Here is a 20,702-nt window from a genome sequence, read left to right as displayed (position 1 = left end):
AGGGGCGCCTGCCGTGCGTCGCCGCGGCATTGTGGCGTGCGGGCATCCTTCTATGGATATCCGTGCACCACGGAAAGTTCCCACAAAAGGCTGCCTGGACTGCGCAAGCGCCATTGGAAATCAGGGCCTTGGGGCTGCTATAAAGGCAGCCGGTCCAGATTCACGATAGTTTCACAATGCCATAAGCGCCTGACTATTGTGCCGATCCCCCCCTTCAGATACTAGTGTCCTGACATGAGCCAACAATTCCAACATGATGTTCTCGTGATCGGCAGCGGCGCCGCCGGCCTCAGCCTGGCCCTGACCCTCCCCGGTCACCTGCGCATCGCCGTGCTCAGCAAGGGCGACCTCGCCAATGGCTCGACCTTCTGGGCCCAGGGTGGCGTGGCCGCAGTGCTGGACGACACCGACACGGTGCAATCCCACGTCGAAGACACCCTCAATGCCGGCGGCGGCCTGTGCCATGAAGACGCCGTGCGCTTCACCGTTGAGCATAGCCGCGAAGCGATTCAGTGGCTGATCGACCAGGGCGTGCCGTTTACCCGTGACGAACACGCCGGCGACGAAGACAGCGGCTTTGAATTCCACCTGACCCGTGAAGGCGGCCACAGCCATCGGCGCATCATCCACGCCGCCGATGCCACGGGGGCGGCGATCTTCACCACCCTGCTGGCACAAGCGCGCCTGCGCCCGAACATCGAGCTGCTGGAGCAGCGGGTGGCAGTCGACCTGATCACCGAGCGGCGCCTGGGCCAGGACGGCGATCGCTGCCTGGGGGCCTATGTCCTGGACCGCAATACCGGAGAGGTCGACACCTTCGGCGCCCGCTTCACCGTGCTGGCTACCGGCGGCGCGGCCAAGGTCTACCTGTACACCAGCAACCCCGACGGCGCCTGCGGCGATGGCATCGCCATGGCCTGGCGTGCCGGTTGCCGGGTGGCCAACCTTGAGTTCAACCAGTTCCACCCGACCTGCCTGTACCACCCGCAGGCCAAGAGCTTCTTGATTACCGAAGCCCTGCGTGGCGAGGGTGGCTTGCTCAAGCTGCCCAATGGCGAGCGTTTCATGCCGCGCTTCGACCCGCGTGAAGAACTGGCCCCGCGCGACATCGTTGCCCGCGCCATCGACCATGAAATGAAACGCCTGGGGGTGGACTGCGTCTACCTGGACATCAGCCACAAGCCGGCCGAATTCGTCAAAAGTCACTTCCCGACCGTTTATGAACGCTGCCTGACCTTTGGCATCGATATCACCCGCCAGCCGATCCCGGTCGTGCCGGCCGCCCATTACACCTGCGGCGGGGTGATGGTCGACGAACAGGGCCTGACCGACGTACCGAGCCTGTACGCCATCGGCGAAACCAGCTTCACCGGCCTGCACGGCGCCAATCGCATGGCCAGCAATTCGCTGCTCGAATGCTTCGTTTACGGGCGTTCGGCCGCCAACGACATCGTCGCCCGCCTGGATCAGGTCGAAATGCCTCAGGCGCTGCCATGCTGGGATGCCAGCCAGGTCACCGATTCGGACGAAGACGTGATCATCGCGCACAACTGGGACGAACTGCGGCGCTTCATGTGGGACTACGTGGGGATCGTGCGCACCAACAAGCGCCTGCAGCGTGCCGAGCATCGGGTACGCCTGCTGCTCGACGAAATCGACGAGTTCTACAGCAACTACAAGGTCAGCCGCGACCTGATCGAATTGCGCAATCTGGCCCAGGTTGCCGAATTGATGATCCGCTCGGCCATGCAGCGCAAGGAAAGCCGCGGCCTGCACTACACCCTGGATTACCCGGGCATGCTCAGCGAGGCCCGCGACACTATCCTGCAGCCGCCCACCTACGCCGACTGAACTTCAGACGCAAGCGCAGGCGCCGGTGCTGCACCGGCTCCAGCGCGTCGAACGCTATGCACTGACCCTCACTGAAACGCCGCCCGGCCCTGCGAAAGCGCAGTACCACCCATCCGGGCAAGGCCAGGCTGTCGGGCTTGAGCTGCACCGCCTGCCAGCCCTGGGCGCGGCTGAACAACTGCCAGCCGTGGGCATCGCGGCGCAGTGCGGTAATGGCGTTGGGATCGGTCAGCAAAATGCGCCGGGGGATGATCCAGGCGCCGTGCAGCAGGCACAAGGCGATGGCCGCCAGGCGTAACCACAAGGGAACCTGTAGCAGGCTCAGTGCCAACAAGGCCAGCAGCAGGCTGACGAGGTACGCCGCCAGCAGGGCCCTTGAGCCCTGCCAGCGACATTCGAAGCGGTCACTTGGGCTGGACACGGTCCAGGATGATGCGAACCATGCGTTGCAGTTCCGGGTCTTCGGACTCGTTGCGTTCCATGAACCAGCCGAACATGTCCTGGTCTTCGCAGCCGAGCAAACGCCAGTACAGCTGTCGATCTTCCGGGCTCAGGGTTGGAAAAACGTCCTGGCTGAAAGGAACCAGCAACACGTCCAGCTCGAGCATGCCGCGGCGGCTGTGCCAAAAGAGCTTGTTGAGTTCAATTTGTTCGACCATGAAGCCCTCCAAAAATAGGCCGCCAGTATACAGAGCCAGCAGCCGAGGGACACGCGACGTTGGTCCGGACATGTGAGCAAATAATGACGGAGGGCCGCGCTCAACTACCTATTTTGCCAACAGCGCTCTATCATGGCCCCCAGACCTATCACCTTGCGATAAACCATGGCCGATTCCGCTTTTTTCTGCACCCTTTCCCATGAAGGCGTTCTCGCCGTCCGCGGTTCGGACGCCGGCAAGTTCCTGCAAGGCCAGTTGACCTGCAACATCAGTTACCTCAACGACCATACCGCCAGCCTCGGCGCCCGCTGCATGGTCAAGGGCCGCATGCAGTCGAGCTTTCGCATCCTCCCCGAGGGCGATGGCTACTTGCTGGCGATGACCCGCGAACTGCTCGAACCGCAACTGGCGGACCTGAAGAAATATGCGGTGTTCTCCAAGGCCAAGCTGAGCGACGACAGCGCCGCCTGGGTGCGTTTCGGCCTGCACAACGGTGCAGCCGCCCTGCAGGCCCTGGGCCTGGAAGTGCCGGCGCAGACCGACGCCGTAACCCGTCACAACGGCCTGATTGCCATCGAGGTCTCGACCGCTCGTGTCGAGTTGTGGGTACCTGTCGAACAGGCCGAAGCGGTGCAAGCCCAACTGGCTGCACACCTGGCCAGTGCTGATCTCAACGACTGGCTGCTCGGCCAGATCCGCGCCGGTATCGGCCAGGTCATGCTGCAAACCCGCGAGCTGTTCATCCCGCAGATGATCAACCTGCAGGCCGTGGGTGGCGTGAGCTTCAAGAAAGGCTGCTACACCGGCCAGGAAATCGTCGCGCGCATGCAGTACCTGGGCAAGCTCAAGCGCCGCCAGTACCGCGTGGCGCTGGCCGAAGGCAGCCTGCCGGAGCCCGGTACCGAAGTGTTCTCGCCAACCCATAACTCCTCCGTCGGTGAAGTGGTGCTGGCCGCCCGCAGCGAACAGGGCTGCGAACTGCTGGCCGTACTGACCGCCGATGCCGTGGAAGACAACAACCTGCACCTGGGAAGCCCCGAAGGCCCGCGCCTGGCGCTGCTGACGCTTCCTTACGAACTGGATCGCGATCGCGAAATCCAGCGCTGAGCCTGCTCCCGCCCTCCGGGGCGGGGCACTCCTGAATTGCGGTAGAGAATCACCATGAACAAGATGGCCGAGATGATCCAGGCCCACCTGCTGAGCGCCATCGACAACGATGACCTGGTGCTGCCGACCCTGCCGGAAGTGGCCTTGAGCATTCGCGAAGCCGCCGAAGACAGCGAGATCAGCGTCAGCACCCTGAGCAAGGTGATCGGCCGCGATGCGGCGCTGTCAGCGCGCCTGATCAAGGTGGTCAACAGCCCGCTGCTGCGCGCCGCCACCGAGGTCACTGACCTGCACACGGCCATCACCCGCCTGGGTATCAACTACAGCTGCAACCTGGCGATCGGCCTGGTGATCGAGCAGATCTTCCACGCCCGCTCCGATGTCGTTGAACAGAAAATGCGCGAAATCTGGGCGAAAAGCCTGGATGTGGCCGGCATCAGTTATGAACTGTGCTTGCGCTTCACTCAGCTCAAGCCGGACCAGGCAGCATTGGCCGGGCTGGTCCACCAGATTGGCGTGCTGCCGATCCTGCTGTATGCCGAAGAGCACAACGAGCTGCTTTCCGACCCGGTCAGCCTGAACTATGTGATCGAGCAGATTCACCCGGCACTGGGCGACAAGATCCTCAGTGTCTGGGAGTTTCCCGAGCAACTGGTGCACCTGCCCGGACTGATCCAGGACCTGGACCGCGGCACCGACAAGGTCGACTACGTCGATATCGTGCAGATCGCCCAGGTGCTCAGCAGCAACAGCAAGGAACGGCCGCTGGCCGCCCTGCCCGCCTACCGCCACCTCGGCCTGCCCACCGGCACCGAGCTGCAGGCCAGCGACCTGCTCAATGCCAAGGCAATGTTCCGCTAGTCGGTGCTGAAGCTGACCCGCACTTTCAAACCGCCGCGCTCGCCATCATGCAGGCTGATCTGCGCCAGGTGCGCCCGGCAGATCTCGCCGACAATCGCCAGGCCCAGGCCCGTGCCTTGCGCACTGCGCCGGTAGAAGCGCTCGAAGACCTTTTCCCGCTCGTTTTCAGGAATGCCGGGGCCATCGTCCTCGACTTCGAGAACGCCCGGCTCGCTGACCCGCAGGATCACGTTGCCGCCCTTGGGCGTATGGGCCAGGGCGTTGTCCACCAGGTTGCTGAGCAGTTCGTTGAGCAGGGTTGGCTCACCGCGCACCCACACCGGCACCTCGGCCTCCAGCGCCAGGGCCACGCCACGAGCATGGGCCAGCGGCGCCATGGCCATGCCCAGTTCACGGGCCAACTGGCTCAAGTCGAGCAATTGCGCGCCACCTTCGGCAATCGCCCGCGCGCCGTTCTCGACCCGCGCCAGCGAGAGTAGCTGGTTGGCCAGGTGGGTCAGGCGATCGGTGCCTTGCGCGGCGGACTCCAGGGTTTCACGCCAGACCTGCGGCTCGTTCGAGCGCAGCCCCAGTTCGACCCGCGCCTTGAGCGCCGCCAGGGGCGTGCGCAGTTCATGGGCGGCCTCGGCAATGAACTGCGCCTGCCGCTCGAACTGGCCGCGCAGGCGTTCGGTAAAGTGATTCAGGGCGCGTACCAATGGGCTCAGCTCACGCTGCACCTGCACCACCGGCAAGGCCCGCAGGTCATCCGGCTGACGCTCTTCGACGGCACTGCGCAAACGCTCCAGCGGACGCAGGGCGGCACTGACGGCAAACCACACCAGCATCAGGGCGCCGAGGGCGAGCATGCCCAAACGCAGCAAGGTATCGGCCATCAGGCTGCGGGCCATGCGCACCCGGGCTTCTTCGGTCTCGGCCACGCGAATTTCGGCCATGCCGTTCATGTTCGGCTCGCTGACCGCCTTGAGCAGGCTGACCACGCGCACGTCCTGGCCAAGGTAGCGGGCGTTGTAGAAGCGTGCGAGGGCCGGGTAATCGTCAGTGCGCGGGGTATTGGGTGGCGGTGCTGGCAGGTTTTCGTAGCCGGAGATCAAGCGCTGGTGAATGTCGTTGACCTGGTAGTAGATACGTCCGGCGCTGTCGTAGGCAAAGGTGTCCAGAGCCACATAAGGCACATCGGCGCTGAGGGTACCGTCACGCTGCGACAGGCCGGCGGCAATGGTCCGCGCCGAGGCCAGCAAGGTACGGTCGTAGGCGGTGTCGGCGGCTTCACGGCCGTTCCAGTAGGCGCTCAGGCCGCTGGCCAGCATCAGCACTACCAGCAGGATCGCCAGGTTCCACAGCAGTCGCCCACGCAGGCTGCCGCTGTCACGCATCTTTATGCTCGAGCAGGTAGCCGAGCCCCCTGAAGGTGACGATGGCCACGGCATGGCCGTCGAGCTTCTTGCGCAGGCGGTGCACGTAGATTTCGATGGCGTCGGCGCTGGCTTCCTCGTCCAGGCCGAACACCTGGGCGGCCAGTTGCTCCTTGCTCATCACCCGCCCGGGCCGGGCGATCAGGGCTTCGAGCACGGCCTGTTCGCGGGAGGTCAGGGTCAGCAGTTCTTCGCCGAGGCTGAAGCGCCGGGTATCGAGGTCATAGACCAGCGGCCCGCAGCGCTGTTGGCGTTCGCCACCGAGGACGCTGCGGCGCAGCAGGGCCTTGACCCGCGCTTCCAGCTCGGTCAGCTCAAAGGGTTTGGCCAGGTAATCGTCGGCGCCCAGATTCAGGCCATGGACCCGGTCCTTGACGTCGCTGCGCGCGGTCAGCATCAGCACCGGCACGGTCTTGCCGCGGGCACGCAGGCGCGCCAGCACCTCGAAGCCGTCCATGCGCGGCAGGCCGACATCGAGCACCGCCACGGCATATTCCTCGCTGGCCAGGGCCAGGTCGGCGGCCACGCCATCATGCAGCACATCCACGGTCAGGCCGGTGCTTTTCAGGGCCTGGGCCACGCTTTCGGCCAGTTGCAGATGGTCTTCGACGAGCAGCACACGCATCGATCTCTCCCCTTTGCGTCGCGTTCAATGGCGCGGAGTGTACAGCCGACAGCCAGCCTGTGAAGCCTTCGCAGCAATCAAAAGCTGCTGAAAGGTTAGCGAAAGGTTCACGTCCTAGCATCCTCTCACGGCTCACTCTGCTTGCCGTAAAACCGGACCCAAGGTCCGAACTAATAAGAACAATAACGGAGTCACTCCACGATGCTGTCCATGCAGCCGCAGGCGTACGCGCCTACCCGACGTCTACCCTCCCGCCAGACCGCAGTTGCCAGCGCCCTCGCCCTTGCCGGCGTCGCCCCGTTGAGCCAGGCCGCCTTCTTCGATGACAGCAAGGCGAGCTTCGAAACCCGTAACATGTACTTCAATCGCGACTTTCGCGACGGCACCAGCGCCCAGCAATCCAAGCGTGACGAATGGGCCCAGGGCTTCATGCTCAACTTCGAGTCGGGCTACACCGACGGTACCGTAGGCTTTGGCCTCGATGCCCTGGGGATGCTCGGTATCAAGCTCGACTCCAGCCCCGACCGCACCGGCACCGGCCTGCTGCCGACCCACGACGATGGCCGCGCCGCCGACGAGTATTCCAAGCTCGGCCTGACCGGCAAGGTGAAACTCTCCGAGACCGAATTGAAGATCGGTACCCTGATCCCGGAACTGCCGACCTTGCAGCCCAACGACGGGCGCATCCTGCCGCAGACCTTCGAGGGCGGCCTGCTGACCTCGGGCGAAATCAAGAACCTGACCTTCACCGGCGGGCGCCTGGAAAAAGCCCGTGACCGCGACAGTACCAACAACGAGGATATCGCCCTCAACAACAAGAACAGCCGCTTTCTCGGCACCGTCGCCGGCAACCATTTCGACATGGCCGGCCTGGACTACAAGTTCACTGACAAGATCACCGGCAGCTACCACTGGGCCCAGCTCGATGACGTCTACCGTCAGCACTTCGTCGGCATGATCGCCTCCCAGCCCTGGGGCCCGGGCACCTTCGGCGCCGACCTGCGCATGGCCTTCAGCGACGACCAGGGCCAGGCCCGCGGCGGCAACATCGACAACACCGCGCTCAACGGCATGCTCAGCTACGGCCTCAATGGCCACAAGCTCAGTGCCGGCTACCAGCACCTGTCCGGCGACACCGCCTTCCCCTATGTCGATGGCGCCGACCCGTACCTGGTCAACTTCGTGCAGATCAACGACTTCGCCGGCGCCGACGAGCGTTCCTGGCAAGCCCGTTACGACTATGACTTCGCCAAGCTTGGCATCCCCGGCCTGACTTTCATGACCCGCTACATCAGCGGCGATAATGTCAGCCTGGCCGATGGCGGTGAGGGCAAAGAGTGGGAACGCAACACCGAGTTCAAGTATGTGGTGCAAAGTGGCGCCCTGAAAAACGTCGCCGTGCGCCTGCGCAATGCCACCTTCCGTTCCAACTTCGCCCGCGATGCCGACGAAGTGCGACTGCTGGTGAGTTACAGCCTTGCGCTGTGGTAATCCCTGACAACAATAATGCTCACGGAGATAGACGATGACTTTTTCACTGCGCCGTATTGCCCTCGCCACCGGTTGCCTGCTGCTTGCCGGTAACGTCCTGGCCGCGGAACCGAAACGCCCCGAATGCATCGCCCCGGCCTCGCCCGGCGGTGGCTTCGACCTGACCTGCAAGCTGGTGCAAAGCGCCCTGGTCAACGAGAAGATCCTCAGCAAGCCGATGCGCGTCACCTACATGCCTGGCGGTGTCGGCGCGGTGGCCTACAACGCCGTGGTCGCCCAGCGCCCGGCCGATGCTGGCACCCTGGTAGCCTGGTCCAGCGGCTCGCTGCTGAACCTGGCCCAGGGCAAGTTCGGCCGTTTCGACGAGAATGCCGTGCGCTGGCTGGCGGCGGTGGGTACCAGCTACGGTGCCATTGCGGTGAAAAACGATTCGCCCTACAAGACCCTCGACGATCTGGTCGCGGCATTGAAGAAAGATCCGAGCAAGGTGGTGATCGGCTCCGGCGGTACCGTTGGCAGCCAGGACTGGATGCAAACCGCGCTGATCGCCAAGGCCGCCGGGATCAACCCGCGCGACCTGCGCTACGTCGCCCTGGAAGGCGGCGGCGAAATCGCCACGGCACTGCTCGGCGGGCATATCCAGGTCGGCAGTACCGACATCTCCGACTCCATGCCGCACATCCAGAGCGGTGATATGCGCCTGCTCGCGGTGTTTGCCGAAACCCGCCTGGACGAGCCGGAAATGAAGAACATCCCCACGGCCAAGGAACAAGGCTATGACATCGTCTGGCCGGTGGTGCGCGGTTTCTACCTCGGGCCGAAAGTGACCGATGAAGAGTACGACTGGTGGAAGGCCTCGTTCGACAAGCTGTTGGCCTCGGAAGAGTTCGCCAAGCTGCGCGACCAGCGCGAGCTGTTCCCCTTCGCCATGACCGGTGCCGAGCTGGACACCTACGTGAAGAAGCAGGTGGCTGACTACAAGGCCCTGGCCAAGGAATTCGGCTTGATTCAGTAAGCCTCTCCCTTTTCGAACGCATCGCGGGGCAAGCCCGCTCCCACTTGCCCCGCGAATAGAGGATTCCGCAATGATCCTGCAACGCCTGTTCGCCCTGTTTTTGCTGGCGGTGTGCACCGCCCTGGCCGTAATGGCCTGGCCCTACCAGGCAGCCTTTTCCTACGAACCGGTCGGCCCTCGCGCCTACCCCTTGCTGATGCTGGGCCTGATGGCCGCAGGCTTGCTGTACCTGGCCTTTCGCCCCACGCCCATCGTGCACAAGGACGACGAACCGCAACTGGACCGCGAAACCCTGAACAAGATCGGCCTCTGCGTCGCCTTGCTACTGGTCTTCGCCGCCACCTTCGAGCCGCTGGGCTTCATTGTCAGCAGCATCCTCATCGGCGTGCCGATGGCGCGCCTGTATGGCGGGCGCTGGCTGCCCAGCGTGGTGATCATCGGCCTGATGAGCATCGCCCTGTACTGGCTGTTCGACCGCGTGATGGATGTGCCCCTGCCCCTCGGCCTGCTCGACGTTCTGGAGAACTGACATGGATACGCTTGGCTATCTCGGCCAGGGCTTCGGCGTCGCCCTGAGCCCTTACAACCTGGTTACCGCCCTTGCCGGCACGCTGATCGGCACCGTAGTCGGCCTGCTGCCGGGCCTGGGCCCGATCAACGGCGTAGCGCTGTTGATCCCGATTGCCTTTGCCCTGGGCCTGCCGCCGGAGTCGGCGCTGATCCTGTTGGCGGCGGTGTACCTGGGCTGCGAATACGGCGGGCGGATCAGCTCGATCCTGCTCAACATCCCCGGTGAAGCCTCGACGGTCATGACCACCCTCGACGGCTACCCCATGGCCCGCCAGGGCTTGGCCGGGGTGGCGCTGTCGCTGTCGGCCTGGAGCTCGTTCATCGGCGCCTTTATCGCGACCTGCGGCATGGTGCTGTTCGCGCCGCTGCTGGCGAAATGGGCGATCGCCTTCGGACCGGCGGAATACTTCGTACTGATGGTGTTTGCCATTGTCTGTCTCGGCGGCATGGCCGGTGACCGGCCACTGAAGACGTTCATTGCTGCACTGATCGGCCTGTTCCTCTCCAGTGTCGGCATCGATGCCAACAGCGGCGTCTACCGTTTTACCGGCGACAGCGTGCACCTGGCCGACGGCATTCAGTTCGTGGTGCTGGTGCTCGGCCTGTTCTCCATCAGCGAGATCCTCCTGCTGCTGGAAAAAACCCATCATGGCCACGAAGCAGTCAAGGCCACCGGGCGCATGCTGTTCAACTTCAAGGAAGCGGCGTCAGTGTTCGTGGTGAACATTCGCTGCGGCCTGCTCGGTTTCATCATGGGCGTGCTACCCGGCGCCGGCGCGACCCTGGCCAGTGCCGTGGCCTACATGACCGAGAAACGCATCGCCGGTGCCAGCGGCACTTTCGGCAAAGGTGACAAGCGCGGCCTGGCGGCGCCGGAAACCGCCATCGGTGCTTCCTGCTGCGGCGCCCTGGTGCCGATGCTGACCCTTGGCGTACCCGGCTCGGGCACCACGGCGGTGATGATCGGCGCCCTGACCCTGTACAACATCACGCCGGGCCCGATGCTGTTCGCCCAGCAACCGGACATCGTCTGGGGCCTGATCGCCTCGTTGTTCATCGCCAACATCATGCTGGTGATCCTCAACATCCCGATGATCCGCATCTTCACCCGCATCCTTGCCGTGCCGAACTGGGCGCTGGTGCCGGTGATCGCGATCATCACCGCGATCGGTGTGTACGCGGTGCATGCCACCACCTTCGACCTGTTCCTGATGATCGGCATCGGCATCTTCGGCTACATCCTGCGCAAGCTGGACTTCCCACTGTCGCCGATCCTCCTCGGGTTCATCCTCGGCGGGCTGATGGAGCAGAACCTGCGCCGCGCGCTGTCGATCTCCAACGGCGCTCTGGATATCCTCTGGTCGAGCCCGATCAGCATCAGCGTCTGGGCCCTGACCATCGCCATGATGCTCCTGCCGCTGCTGCGCATCTGGCGCAAGCGCAGCCTCCAGCGCCGTGCCCTGGCCGATGTCTGATGGGCGACTGAAACTGTACTGGGCCACCGGCCTGGTCGGCCTAGCCGGCGGTTACCTCGCAAGCAGGGTCGGCTGGCCGCTGCCGTGGATGGTCGGTTCGTTGTTGGCGATCATCCTGGTGCGTTGCCTGACGCCCTGGCAACTGACTGAGATCCCCGGCGGGCGCAAGTGCGGGCAGTGGATCATCGGCATCGGTATCGGCCTGCACTTCACCCCGGCGGTGGTCGAGCAGGTGGCGAGCAACTTCGGTTTGATTTTCTGCGGGGCACTGATCACCAGTGTCTCCAGTGTGGTCGGGGTGTGGTTGCTCAGGCGCACCGGGGAAGACCGCGCCACGGCGTTCTTTTCCAGCATGCCCGGTGGCTCCGGGGAGATGGTCAACCTCGGTGCCCGTAATGGCGCGGTACTCAGCCAGGTGGCGGCGGCGCAAAGCCTGCGGGTGCTGGCGGTGGTGCTGTGCGTGCCGGCGCTGTTCAAGTTCCTGCTCGGCAATGGCGTGCCGCTGACCCATACCGGCAGCGTCAACTGGGGCTGGCTGTTGTTGATCTGCCCACTGGGCGTGTTGCTGGCCCTGGGCTGGCAACGCCTCAAGCAACCCAATCCCTGGCTGTTCGGGCCGTTGCTGGTGGCGGCGGTGGCCAGTGTCAGTGCCAACCTGCAGGTTGCCCTGCCCGATGGCGCCAGCCAGATCGGCCAGTGGCTGATCGGCAGTGGCCTGGGCTGTCACTTCAACCGCGCGTTCTTTCGCCGGGCGCCGTCGTTTCTCGGGCGCACCTTGATTGCCACGGCCTTGACCATGCTGATCGCCGGCCTCGCCGCGTGCGTGCTCAGCGTCATGACCAACCTCGACCTGCGCTCGCTGACCCTGGGCATGATGCCCGGTGGCATCGCCGAAATGAGCCTGACCGCCGAAACCCTGCAACTGTCGGTGCCACTGGTAACGGCGCTGCAGGTGATGCGCTTGCTGTTCGTGCTGTTTCTGGCCGAGCCATTGTTCAGGCATTGGGACAAACGCTGCGACTGAAGCAAAAAAAGAGGAAGCCAGGGCTTCCTCTGTTTCATTGCGCGCTTACCAGGTGAAGCGCACGCCGACGTTGGCACCGAACGGCTTCTCGATCTTGTCGCCGTTGCTGTAGTCGATATCGGCATGCAGCTGCAGGCGCTCGGACAGCGACACGGCGATACCGGCACCGACCTCGGCACGCGAGCCTGACAGGTCATTGTTGAACACGTTGTCGTTGACCTTGACCTGGTTGTTCTTGGCGAACTCATGCACCGCCGCAGCGCGCAGGTATGGCTGGGCAAAGCGGCCCTCACCCAGATCAAAGTTGCGACCCACCGTGGCACCGGCCTTACCAAGCACCGAGGTGGTCCGGTCGCCTTCTGCCTTCAGGCCGCTGTCCAGGTCATAGGACGCGCCCTGGATGCTCACCGCCGACACCTGGGCGAAGGGTTCAACGAAGTAGCCGTCATCGAGCTTGATGTGACGGCCAAACTCAGCCGATGCACCCACACCGTTGGTCTTGTAGTTGCCCTTGGCCTGGCTACCGTCGCTCATGGCTACCTTGGACTTGTTGTCGAAGCGGTTGACCTTGGCCACAGCGTCGAAGTAGTAACCGCTGTCCTGATCCAGCCAGGTGGTGTAGGCACCGGCGTAGTAGCTGTCGACCGTACCGCTGGTACCGCGGCTCAGGTCCAGATCCGACTTGCTATGACCGGCCAGTACGCCGACCAGCCACTGGCTGTCGCCCAACTGCGCGTCGGCACCCAGGGTGAAGCCTTGCTGGGTCTGCTTGTAGGCGGTGCCAGACGACTCGGCAACGTTGTACTTGCTGCCATAGGCACGGCCCCAGGCGCCGCTTTTACCTTCGTTGTAGCGCAGCTCGCCCATGCGGGTGCGCAGCGACGACAGCTCGCCGTACCAGATGGTCGGGGCGGTGTTGAACAGCGCCAGCACCGAACGGGTACCGGGGCTGATGACCTTTTTCTCGGTGTCCAGGTGCCAGTCGTTGCCTTCCTTGGTCAGACCGTAGGAAAACGCACCCAGGTCTACAGGACCGTTCAACAGGCTGAACTCGGCATCGCCGCCACCGGTAGTGACCACGGTGATCCGCTCAACGGCGGCCGGGTCATGACCACTGGCACTGATGGCGAGGGTATGCTGACCATCGGCCTGACCGCTGACATTGAGCAGGTCAGCTTCGCCAGTGGCGAAGTCAGCCGACATATGAAAGGTGCCGTTGCCAGACAACTCGCCCAGGTCCAGGCGATAAAACTGGCCTGGCTCGCCGAATTGCACATGACCGCCCTGCAGGCTCAACTGCTCAACCTGGCTGTCGCCAATCAGCGCCCAGGTGCTGTCGCCATTGAGTGCCAATGCGTCGACGTTTTCCAGGCGCCCCTTGAACAGCGATTGATCGTTCAGGCTCAGTTGCGCCGCGCCGCCCGCGGCGACGATCACATCACCTTCCAGGCTGGCGTTGCTCAAGTCCAGATTTGCAGTGCTGCCTTCACCGACCAGGATGTTACCGGCCAGGGTGCTGCGGCTGACCTGCATATCCGCCGAGCCGGCGTTCTTGAGCTCAAGCAAGTTGCCGTTGGCGCCTTCCAGGCTCGAACCATTGAGTACGTCGATACGGGCGGTGGTTGCAGAGTCCACCACCAGGGCCGCTCCAGTCCCCCCGATCACTTTGCTATTGTCCAGGAGCAACGTCGGGGCCTGGTCGTTGGCTTCAGAGCCGTAGTATTCATGGGACAAGCGCACGCCGCTCTCGGCGCCTTCTATCACGCTGTTGTACGCCTGCGCCTGGCCGCCGATCATCAGCAGACCATCAGCCGTAGCGCCGCTCAGGCTCGAGTCTTTGAGCGACAGGCTGCTATAGGCGCTGAGCGTTGCACCGAATCGGCCACCGGTGATTTCGCTGCTCTGGACCTGAACCTCAGAACCGGTTGCCGAACCATCCAGTAATCGGCCAATCGTCAGGCCGCTGCCTTGAGCGCTGTCGATACGAGCGTTGGCGATGCGGGCGGTACCACTGACCAAGGCAACAGCGTTGTTCGAGCCCCCGGCAGTGACCGTGCCACCGTCGATGTTCAACAGCCCCTTGCGCACTTGAATGTGCTCGGTACGGGAACCCTGGACATTCAGGGTGGCATTTTCCATTACGCGATAGTTGTAGGACGGCGTCCCCGAGGTAGCCGTAAAAGTCTGGTTGCTTTCGACAACCTTGGTGATAGCCAGGGCCTGAGCCGATACCATCACCAAGGGGGCGACAAAGGCTGCCTGCAAGGCGCAAGAAAGCGCCGAGGGTTTGAAGATGCTTGGCTTGGTCATGAAAATCTACTCCGCAGCATTGATACTATTCAGTTCCGGATTAAACAGAGCCAACTAGTTCAAGCCCCGTTTGTTCGGAGCGCAGAATAGAAACTTCTGACAGAATCTTATGTAGGAATATTCCTCATAAGAAGTAGGCGCAATCAACAGGCAGTGTCGCGCCCATATAGAAAAAATGAAGCCGAGCATTGCTCGGCTTCATTCATTATCAAACACTCAGCTTATGGCCTTCCAGGGCAAAGCCCGGTCCCCTGTTCGCCAAAGTAGTAGTAAGACTCCACTGGAGAACGGCCAATTGCCTGGCCACCACGTTCCTGAATCCAATACAGCTCGACAAAACCGCTGCGCAGCGGCTCCATGCAGGGAGCCCACGGAATCATGAGATTTACCCCAGTGTCAACTTCGTTTTGAGTGAGCACATCCCGTGGAAAAGATGAACGCGTTTCTTCGACAGGCACCGAACCGGTAAAACCTTCCAGGCCCAGCCAGTGCAAAGTAACGGTGTCGCCCACTTGAAGATTTTGAGCATCAAGAATCCTGGCATTAACACCTCGCCATGGAGAATCGGAACAACTGATACCCACTTGGTTACCAAGCAAATTCAACTCGGGCTCGTTGACCTCTGCCAATGGAATGGCACTGACATCCACCAATTGACTGCCCGACGACTGGAAGTTGGTAGTGGTCGCATTGGCAAAAATCTTATAGAACAGCGGGGTGTCCGTTCCATTGCCGACCCTGACAATATCGTCCCAGCTGATTTGCAACGGGATCGAGTCACCGGGATTGTCTGTACTCAGCACTGTGTATGTGGCCACCAACAGGTTTTCCGGGCCGTAATAAAGCCGAATAACCTCCCCCGTTTGCGCAGGATCATAAAGGGCAAAACTGACGTCGGCAGGCTGGCCTGCATCCTCTGGGCGCAGAAGATTCAGTTCACCCGTCGACGAGGTCAGGAGCGGAACATCCAGCTCCGGATTGACCGGGTCGGGCTCGCCCGGGTTAGGCGGCCCAATTAACTCCAGGTCAACTTCCACGTCCAGGACAGGAGAAAGGTAGGTTTTGCTGCGGATGACTTCATAGCGCACTTTGGCCGTATGCGCGGTCCCCTCGACCCCGTTGGAAATAGTCGCCCACGATGCAGTAAACGGCAAAGGCCAGTTAGGCGTTGGTGGCAGGATGGCTCGATTCACATAAATATCATTCCAGTACACACGTACTTCATCGCCCGCCAGGGCATTGGTATATTCATCCACCTCGATCAGCACGCCTTCACGTGCCTCGACAATATCAATGGGCGCTGCATCCACCCTGGGTGGTAGCAGGTCGATTGGCGTTGGCTCGAGGATTACGAATACTTGCTGACGGTGTGCCAGCTTGCTCGGATTGCCGGCCCGGTCTTCCAGTATATAGGTCACCTGCTTGGTACCCGGCCCAGCAAGGAGCAACTCTTCTGTTGTCAGCACTACATTGATGGGCCTTTCACTGACCAGCCCGCCCTTATTGGGTTGGGACTGCTCATCGCCAAAGAGGATTGCCCAATAGTCACCCACTTGCGGATCAAGGTAGTCTGGAATCTGCAACACTAACTGATTGTCGTGCGCTTCCAGATACTCAGGCGTCACCGTGGCCTCCGGCAGATCCGCCGGAAGAATGATTGCCGCTGGAAAAGCGCCAAGATTCGGATCTAGCCTGTCTACTGTTACCGTAAGATTTTGCGAAACCCCATCATTGGGATTTATGGAGTTGACTACATCAAAGTAGACGATTTTCTCACCGTGAGACTCAAGCACCGGGTCCTGTAGCGTCACGGGAATGGGAAACGAGACCACATGGGGCACCGGCAACTCAAAACTGTGAACGGGCCTCTCGTTAATGTAAACGGTCACCGTATCGATCGTACTGGGCGGACCGACTGTAGTGAAAGCCGGAATTTCCACCTTGAGCCCTTCGGGGATTTTCGGTGTACGCAGCAAATTAATCTGTCCCCCTTCAATATTTTGCTCTGTGTTAGTGGGAACAGGCGGATTGAATAAATTCCGAAAACGTCTAGGCTGCGGCGCTCGCGTCTTGGCTGTTGCGACCAGCACGCCGGTTGTCTTTTCAAACTTGGTCATCTTGGTATCTCCTGAAATATAAATAGATTTGGAACACCATCAGCACCACACCGTCGGCCCAGCCGCCACCCTGCCGTCCAACAGCCAAGTGGTAACAAAGCCAAACATTGTTCAACGCAGAACGTCACCCTAAGTACGGGTGCTCAGCACTTCACCGTGCAGAGCAAAACCTCATGCACGACACTGTTCAAGTTTCCGGATCACAGTACAAACCCGTGCTCAGATCGAGAACCGAGAGTCGCGCGCGCGCTAATCCAGAGTTGCCCGCACCGCTTCCGTCAGCCTTATCAAGTCGGTAACGGACATTCCCGCCGCCACGCCCGTCCTCCCGTGCTGCCAACTTGATCAACGGGTCGTAGGGCAGCACGGTAAAGATGTAACCCTGCTCGGATTCAAGATCCTCCCGGGTCAGCACATGTTCGAAACTCGCCTGGGTCCCGGGAATAGGGTTATTGCCTATCTGGCCGTAGTCGCCTTCCCAGTGCAGGGTAATTTTGTCATCTACCTGGAACTGTGGGTCTTTGGGAATTTCAACCCGCACGCCCAGCCACGGCTGGTTGCTGCAGTTGATCCACTGGTTTCGATCGGCGTCTGGGAAAGTGGCGGGCGCCAGGCCTTCGATGACTCGCACCTCGACACGCACGGGTGTTACGGGCGACCGTTGCCGGTTAACCCCGTTGAAGGTGGTGTACTGCATGGGGAGTGCTGGTGAATTGCCGACCCCATGGATAATCGCCCAAGGAACGTTCAGCACAATCAATTGCCCGCCGACATCCTCAGCCCTCACCCTGTAGCTATCCACCGCCTGCGGGTGGTTCCCCCAGAACAACTCCAGCACCTGACCGGCTTGCGGGTTGTCGTACAGACGGATCTCGACGCGCGCGTCCTGCCCGGCATCGGCGCCTGTCAGTACATCGTCGGCGGTCATGCCCTTGACTACAGCCGGTAGCAACAAGGGGTTGACCGGATCCGGACCGGGAGGCGGACCGGCCACCGTCAGGTCGACGTCTACCCATAAGGTCGCGGAAGTGAGCAAAGCCCCACCGCGTCGCCAGGTGTAGTGCACCCGATCGACAAAAGGTGCAGCAAAGCCTCCTGCCGCGAGGATTGCCCAACTGACCGGGGCCCTCAAAGGCCATTGCTGATTGTCTGACAGGGTTATCAAGCGAAGCGGCAGCCCACGCCAGTAGGCCTGAACCTGATCGCCAGCCTGTGCGTCGGTGATGGCGTCAATATGAACTTCGACGCCTGTCTGGGCGTCTTCCAGGTCGATCAGCCCATCAGCATCGAACCTGGGCACCCGAGGATCAGGCAAGGCTCCCGGCAACTCATCCAGCACCACCTCAAGCCGCTGGACCTCGGACTTTGGCCCGCGGTTACCGGTTCGATCTTCCAGGCGATAGTAGGCTTCATGTGGGCCTGAACCGCTCTCACGGACCAGCATCGCATCGTATTGCACAATGATCGGAGCGTTGACATCGGTAATGCGCAACTCACCAGCGTAGGGCAGTTCGAGGGATTGCTCATCCGTTTCAATGGCGGGCAACTTTTCCCAGTAATACATCAGCAGGTCGCCCACCCTGATATCTGGCCAAGGCTCGACCCGGGCATCGACCGAGTCGTGCCGGCTGAGGTAATCCTCGGTGACGCCGCTGATCAGGACTTCCTGATCAAATTGCAGGGGCTTACCTTCCTCGTCGCCATTTGGCGCCTGCTTGTCGATAAACAAGTGCGTTGCGTGCGAAGTGGACGGGTTCACCGTTACCGTAACGCGGTATTCGACCCGCGCATGGCCCGGTGCCGCCATGTAGTCCGACGGCATCGTGCAGACCACTGGAATAACATCAGCCGGGATGACCGGTTGCGGGAAGGTGAATGTTTCAACCACATCCCCTCGCCAGAGAAACTCGACCTTGGTGTCAAAGTCCGGAGGCGCAGTATCGTAGTCCGCCCAGATCTCCTCGATCCTGATCTCCAGTGGACGTAACTGGTCTTCCTTGCGCACCAAATGCCCCAGTACGTCATCGTCCGTCAGTTCCATGGCGGCCGGAACGACCGGTGCGGCGTAACGCTCCCGGGGTTTTACCGGATCATCAGCAGTACCAGAATCATCCGAGCCCATGGCGACAGTTCCTTCCAGCGAAGAGGACCGTGGCAGCCAGCCTGTAGATGACTGCCGTGGAAAACTTGGAAGTATTAGATGCCTATTTCAAATCGGCCGAAACTGACAAAAATGCTAGGTACCCAGCCTCAAACCGGCGGCAAACGCCAGTCGATCGGGCTCAACCCGCGCTGCTCGAGGAAGCGGTTGGCCTGGCTGAAATGCCCGCAACCGAGAAAGCCCCGGTAAGCCGACAGCGGCGACGGATGCACCGACTTGAGCACCAGGTGCTTGGTGGCATCGATCAGCTTCTGCTTGCTCTGGGCATGGGCGCCCCAGAGCAGGAACACGCTGTTGGGCTGGTGTTCGCTGACCACTTCAATGATGCGGTCGGTGAAGAACTGCCAGCCCCGGTTGGCGTGGGACGCGGCATTGGCACGCTCGACGGTCATGGTGGTGTTGAGCAGCAATACGCCCTGCTCGGCCCAGGACTGCAGGCAGCCGTGCTTGGGGATCTCGATGTTCAGGTCACGCTGCAACTCTTTGTAGATGTTCACCAGCGACGGCGGCGGCGCCACCCCCGGTTGCACCGAGAAGCACAGGCCATGGGCCTGGCCCGGGCCGTGGTACGGGTCCTGGCCGAGGATCACCACCTTGACCTGGTCCAGCGGGGTGGAGTTGAGGGCGTTGAAAATCAGCGGGCCCGGCGGGTAGATCTCTTTGCCGGCGGCGTGTTCCTCACGCAGGAATTCGCGCAGCTGGTGCATGTAGGGCTGGTCGAATTCGGCGCGCAGGGCCTCTTTCCAGCTCGGTTCAAGTTTGATGCGGTCGTCGTCAGTCATGGTCGGGTCCGTAAAACAATGGCGCGACACTAGGAAAGCTGCCCGCGCTTGTCAATCGATCCGACCGGCGACCGCCGAAATCGCCAGCAGCGGCCATACTTGTGCGGATCACTCGAGAGGTCGCCCATGGCTGCAGTACAGTGCGAAGAACTCACCGGCGTCGACGGCGCGCGCATCGGCGTCGCCACACTCAATGCGCCACAAACCCTCAATGCCTTGTCGCTGCCGATGATCGAGGTGCTCGACGAACAGCTCAAGGCCTGGGCCGATGACCCGGACATCGTCTGCGTGCTGCTGCGCGGCGAAGGCGCCAAGGCTTTTTGCGCCGGTGGCGAGGTGCGCAGCCTGGCCCAGGCCTGCCGTGACCATCCCGGCCGGGTGCCGCCCCTGGCGGCGCAGTTCTTTGCCGCCGAGTACCGCTTCGACTACCGCTTGCATACCTACCCAAAACCGCTGATCTGCTGGGGCCATGGCCATGTGCTGGGCGGCGGCATGGGCCTGTTGCAGGGCGCCAATGTGCGCGTGGTAACCCCAAGCAGCCGCCTGGCCATGCCGGAAATCAGTATCGGCCTGTACCCGGATGTCGGCGGCAGCTGGTTTTTGTCGCGCCTGCCCGGCAAGCTGGGCTTGTTCCTCGGCCTGACCGGCGCGCCGATCAATGCCACCGATGCCCTCGACCTGGGCCTGGCGGACCGTCTGCTCGGCGAAAGCCAGCAGGAAGAACTGCTCGATGACCTGCTGCAGTTGAACTGGCAGGAGCAAACCGCCCTGCAGCTCAACAGCCTGCTCAAGGCCCAGCAGCATGGCGCCCAGGCTGAACGCCCCGAAGCCCAGTGGCTGCCCAGGCGCCAACAGATCGACGCCCTGCTCGATGTCGCCGACCCGGTGTGCGCCTGGCGCGCCATCGCCCAGTTGCGCAACCACACCGATCCACTGCTGGCCAAGGCCGCACAAACCATGCTCGAAGGCAGCCCGCTGACCGCTCATCTGGTCTGGCAGCAGATCCAGCGCGCCCGCCATCTGTCACTGGCGCAGGTGTTCCAGATGGAATACACCATGAGCCTCAATTGTTGCCAGCATCCGGAGTTCAGCGAAGGGGTACGCGCACGGCTGATCGACAAGGACCAGAAACCGCGTTGGCACTGGGCGGACATTGCCCAGGTGCCAACGGCGGTGGTCCAGGCGCATTTCAGCAAGGCTTGGGAAGGTCGTCACCCCTTGGCGGACCTCGCCTAAATG

Annotated in this window: 17 protein-coding genes; 9 read left to right on the top strand and 8 right to left on the bottom strand. The window is 62.1% G+C overall.

Annotated elements, in window-relative coordinates:
* The first annotated feature begins 234 nt into the window (after window positions 1-234).
* Window positions 235-1,851 carry an L-aspartate oxidase gene (nadB, locus tag JV241A_RS05300; RefSeq protein WP_115085566.1) on the top strand — a complete coding sequence of 539 codons (1,617 nt, stop codon included), beginning with the start codon at window positions 235-237 and terminating at the stop codon, window positions 1,849-1,851.
* On the opposite strand, the gene JV241A_RS05295 is transcribed toward nadB, so the two are convergent.
* Together JV241A_RS05295 and JV241A_RS05290 are read right to left on the bottom strand one after the other, a co-directional pair.
* Window positions 1,820-2,272, bottom strand: a complete 453-nt coding sequence (locus JV241A_RS05295) for a protein YgfX (RefSeq protein ID WP_115085565.1) — start codon at window positions 2,270-2,272, stop codon at window positions 1,820-1,822. The genes nadB and JV241A_RS05295 overlap by 32 nt on opposite strands.
* A complete protein-coding gene (locus tag JV241A_RS05290; RefSeq protein WP_115085564.1) occupies window positions 2,256-2,510 on the bottom strand; it encodes a succinate dehydrogenase assembly factor 2 in 255 nt (84 codons plus the stop codon). Before JV241A_RS05290 ends, JV241A_RS05295 begins: the two co-directional genes overlap by 17 nt.
* Before the next feature lie 165 nt (window positions 2,511-2,675).
* Between JV241A_RS05290 and JV241A_RS05285 the strand changes: the two genes are divergently transcribed.
* Together JV241A_RS05285 and JV241A_RS05280 are read left to right on the top strand one after the other, a co-directional pair.
* Window positions 2,676-3,617 carry a folate-binding protein YgfZ gene (locus JV241A_RS05285; protein ID WP_134061516.1) on the top strand — a complete coding sequence of 314 codons (942 nt, stop codon included), beginning with the start codon at window positions 2,676-2,678 and terminating at the stop codon, window positions 3,615-3,617.
* A gap of 54 nt (window positions 3,618-3,671) precedes the next feature.
* Window positions 3,672-4,478, top strand: coding sequence for an HDOD domain-containing protein (locus JV241A_RS05280; RefSeq protein ID WP_115085562.1), 807 nt, complete (start codon window positions 3,672-3,674; stop codon window positions 4,476-4,478).
* Here the strand turns inward: JV241A_RS05280 and JV241A_RS05275 are convergent.
* Window positions 4,475-5,854: a sensor histidine kinase gene (locus JV241A_RS05275; RefSeq protein ID WP_134061515.1), complete on the bottom strand. Its 1,380-nt coding sequence runs from the start codon at window positions 5,852-5,854 to the stop codon at window positions 4,475-4,477. The two genes, JV241A_RS05280 and JV241A_RS05275, sit on opposite strands and share 4 nt — an antisense overlap.
* Window positions 5,847-6,518, bottom strand: coding sequence for a response regulator (locus JV241A_RS05270; RefSeq protein ID WP_115085560.1), 672 nt, complete (start codon window positions 6,516-6,518; stop codon window positions 5,847-5,849). Before JV241A_RS05270 ends, JV241A_RS05275 begins: the two co-directional genes overlap by 8 nt.
* A 201-nt stretch (window positions 6,519-6,719) precedes the next feature.
* Here JV241A_RS05270 and JV241A_RS05265 point away from each other — a divergent pair, with 201 nt between their 5' ends.
* The 5 genes from JV241A_RS05265 (at window position 6,720) to JV241A_RS05245 (ending at window position 12,093) form a co-directional block, all read left to right on the top strand.
* A complete protein-coding gene (locus tag JV241A_RS05265) occupies window positions 6,720-8,009 on the top strand; it encodes an OprD family porin (RefSeq protein ID WP_115085559.1) in 1,290 nt (429 codons plus the stop codon).
* Between the two features lie 34 nt (window positions 8,010-8,043).
* Window positions 8,044-9,024 carry a tripartite tricarboxylate transporter substrate binding protein gene (locus JV241A_RS05260; RefSeq protein ID WP_115085558.1) on the top strand — a complete coding sequence of 327 codons (981 nt, stop codon included), beginning with the start codon at window positions 8,044-8,046 and terminating at the stop codon, window positions 9,022-9,024.
* Window positions 9,025-9,094: 70 nt separating this feature from the next.
* Window positions 9,095-9,553, top strand: coding sequence for a tripartite tricarboxylate transporter TctB family protein (locus tag JV241A_RS05255; RefSeq protein ID WP_115085557.1), 459 nt, complete (start codon window positions 9,095-9,097; stop codon window positions 9,551-9,553).
* A gap of 1 nt (window position 9,554) precedes the next feature.
* Window positions 9,555-11,069, top strand: coding sequence for a tripartite tricarboxylate transporter permease (locus JV241A_RS05250; protein ID WP_115085556.1), 1,515 nt, complete (start codon window positions 9,555-9,557; stop codon window positions 11,067-11,069).
* Window positions 11,062-12,093, top strand: coding sequence for an AbrB family transcriptional regulator (locus tag JV241A_RS05245; RefSeq protein WP_134061514.1), 1,032 nt, complete (start codon window positions 11,062-11,064; stop codon window positions 12,091-12,093). Before JV241A_RS05250 ends, JV241A_RS05245 begins: the two co-directional genes overlap by 8 nt.
* A 45-nt stretch (window positions 12,094-12,138) precedes the next feature.
* Here the strand turns inward: JV241A_RS05245 and JV241A_RS05240 are convergent, their stop codons facing one another.
* The 4 genes from JV241A_RS05240 to ung all read right to left on the bottom strand — a co-directional run bounded on the left by JV241A_RS05240 (window position 12,139) and on the right by ung (window position 19,463).
* Entirely contained in the window at window positions 12,139-14,403 is a 2,265-nt protein-coding gene (locus tag JV241A_RS05240) for an autotransporter outer membrane beta-barrel domain-containing protein (protein WP_134061513.1), read from the bottom strand.
* Window positions 14,404-14,624: 221 nt separating this feature from the next.
* Window positions 14,625-16,520 carry a hypothetical protein gene (locus JV241A_RS05235; protein WP_134061512.1) on the bottom strand — a complete coding sequence of 632 codons (1,896 nt, stop codon included), beginning with the start codon at window positions 16,518-16,520 and terminating at the stop codon, window positions 14,625-14,627.
* A gap of 187 nt (window positions 16,521-16,707) precedes the next feature.
* Window positions 16,708-18,642, bottom strand: coding sequence for a hypothetical protein (locus JV241A_RS05230; RefSeq protein ID WP_134061511.1), 1,935 nt, complete (start codon window positions 18,640-18,642; stop codon window positions 16,708-16,710).
* Between the two features lie 128 nt (window positions 18,643-18,770).
* On the bottom strand, window positions 18,771-19,463 hold the full coding sequence (ung, locus tag JV241A_RS05225) for a uracil-DNA glycosylase (RefSeq protein WP_115085551.1): 693 nt from the start codon (window positions 19,461-19,463) through the stop codon (window positions 18,771-18,773).
* Between the two features lie 126 nt (window positions 19,464-19,589).
* Between ung and JV241A_RS05220 the strand changes: the two genes are divergently transcribed.
* A complete protein-coding gene (locus tag JV241A_RS05220) occupies window positions 19,590-20,699 on the top strand; it encodes an enoyl-CoA hydratase/isomerase family protein (RefSeq protein ID WP_134061510.1) in 1,110 nt (369 codons plus the stop codon).
* The last annotated feature ends 3 nt before the right edge of the window (window positions 20,700-20,702 follow it).

The sequence above is a fragment of the Pseudomonas sp. JV241A genome, from assembly GCF_900275665.1.
Classification (GTDB): domain Bacteria; phylum Pseudomonadota; class Gammaproteobacteria; order Pseudomonadales; family Pseudomonadaceae; genus Aquipseudomonas; species Aquipseudomonas wadenswilerensis.
Note: the sequence above shows the minus strand (reverse complement) of the source record. Positions and strands in the feature narration are given on the sequence as shown.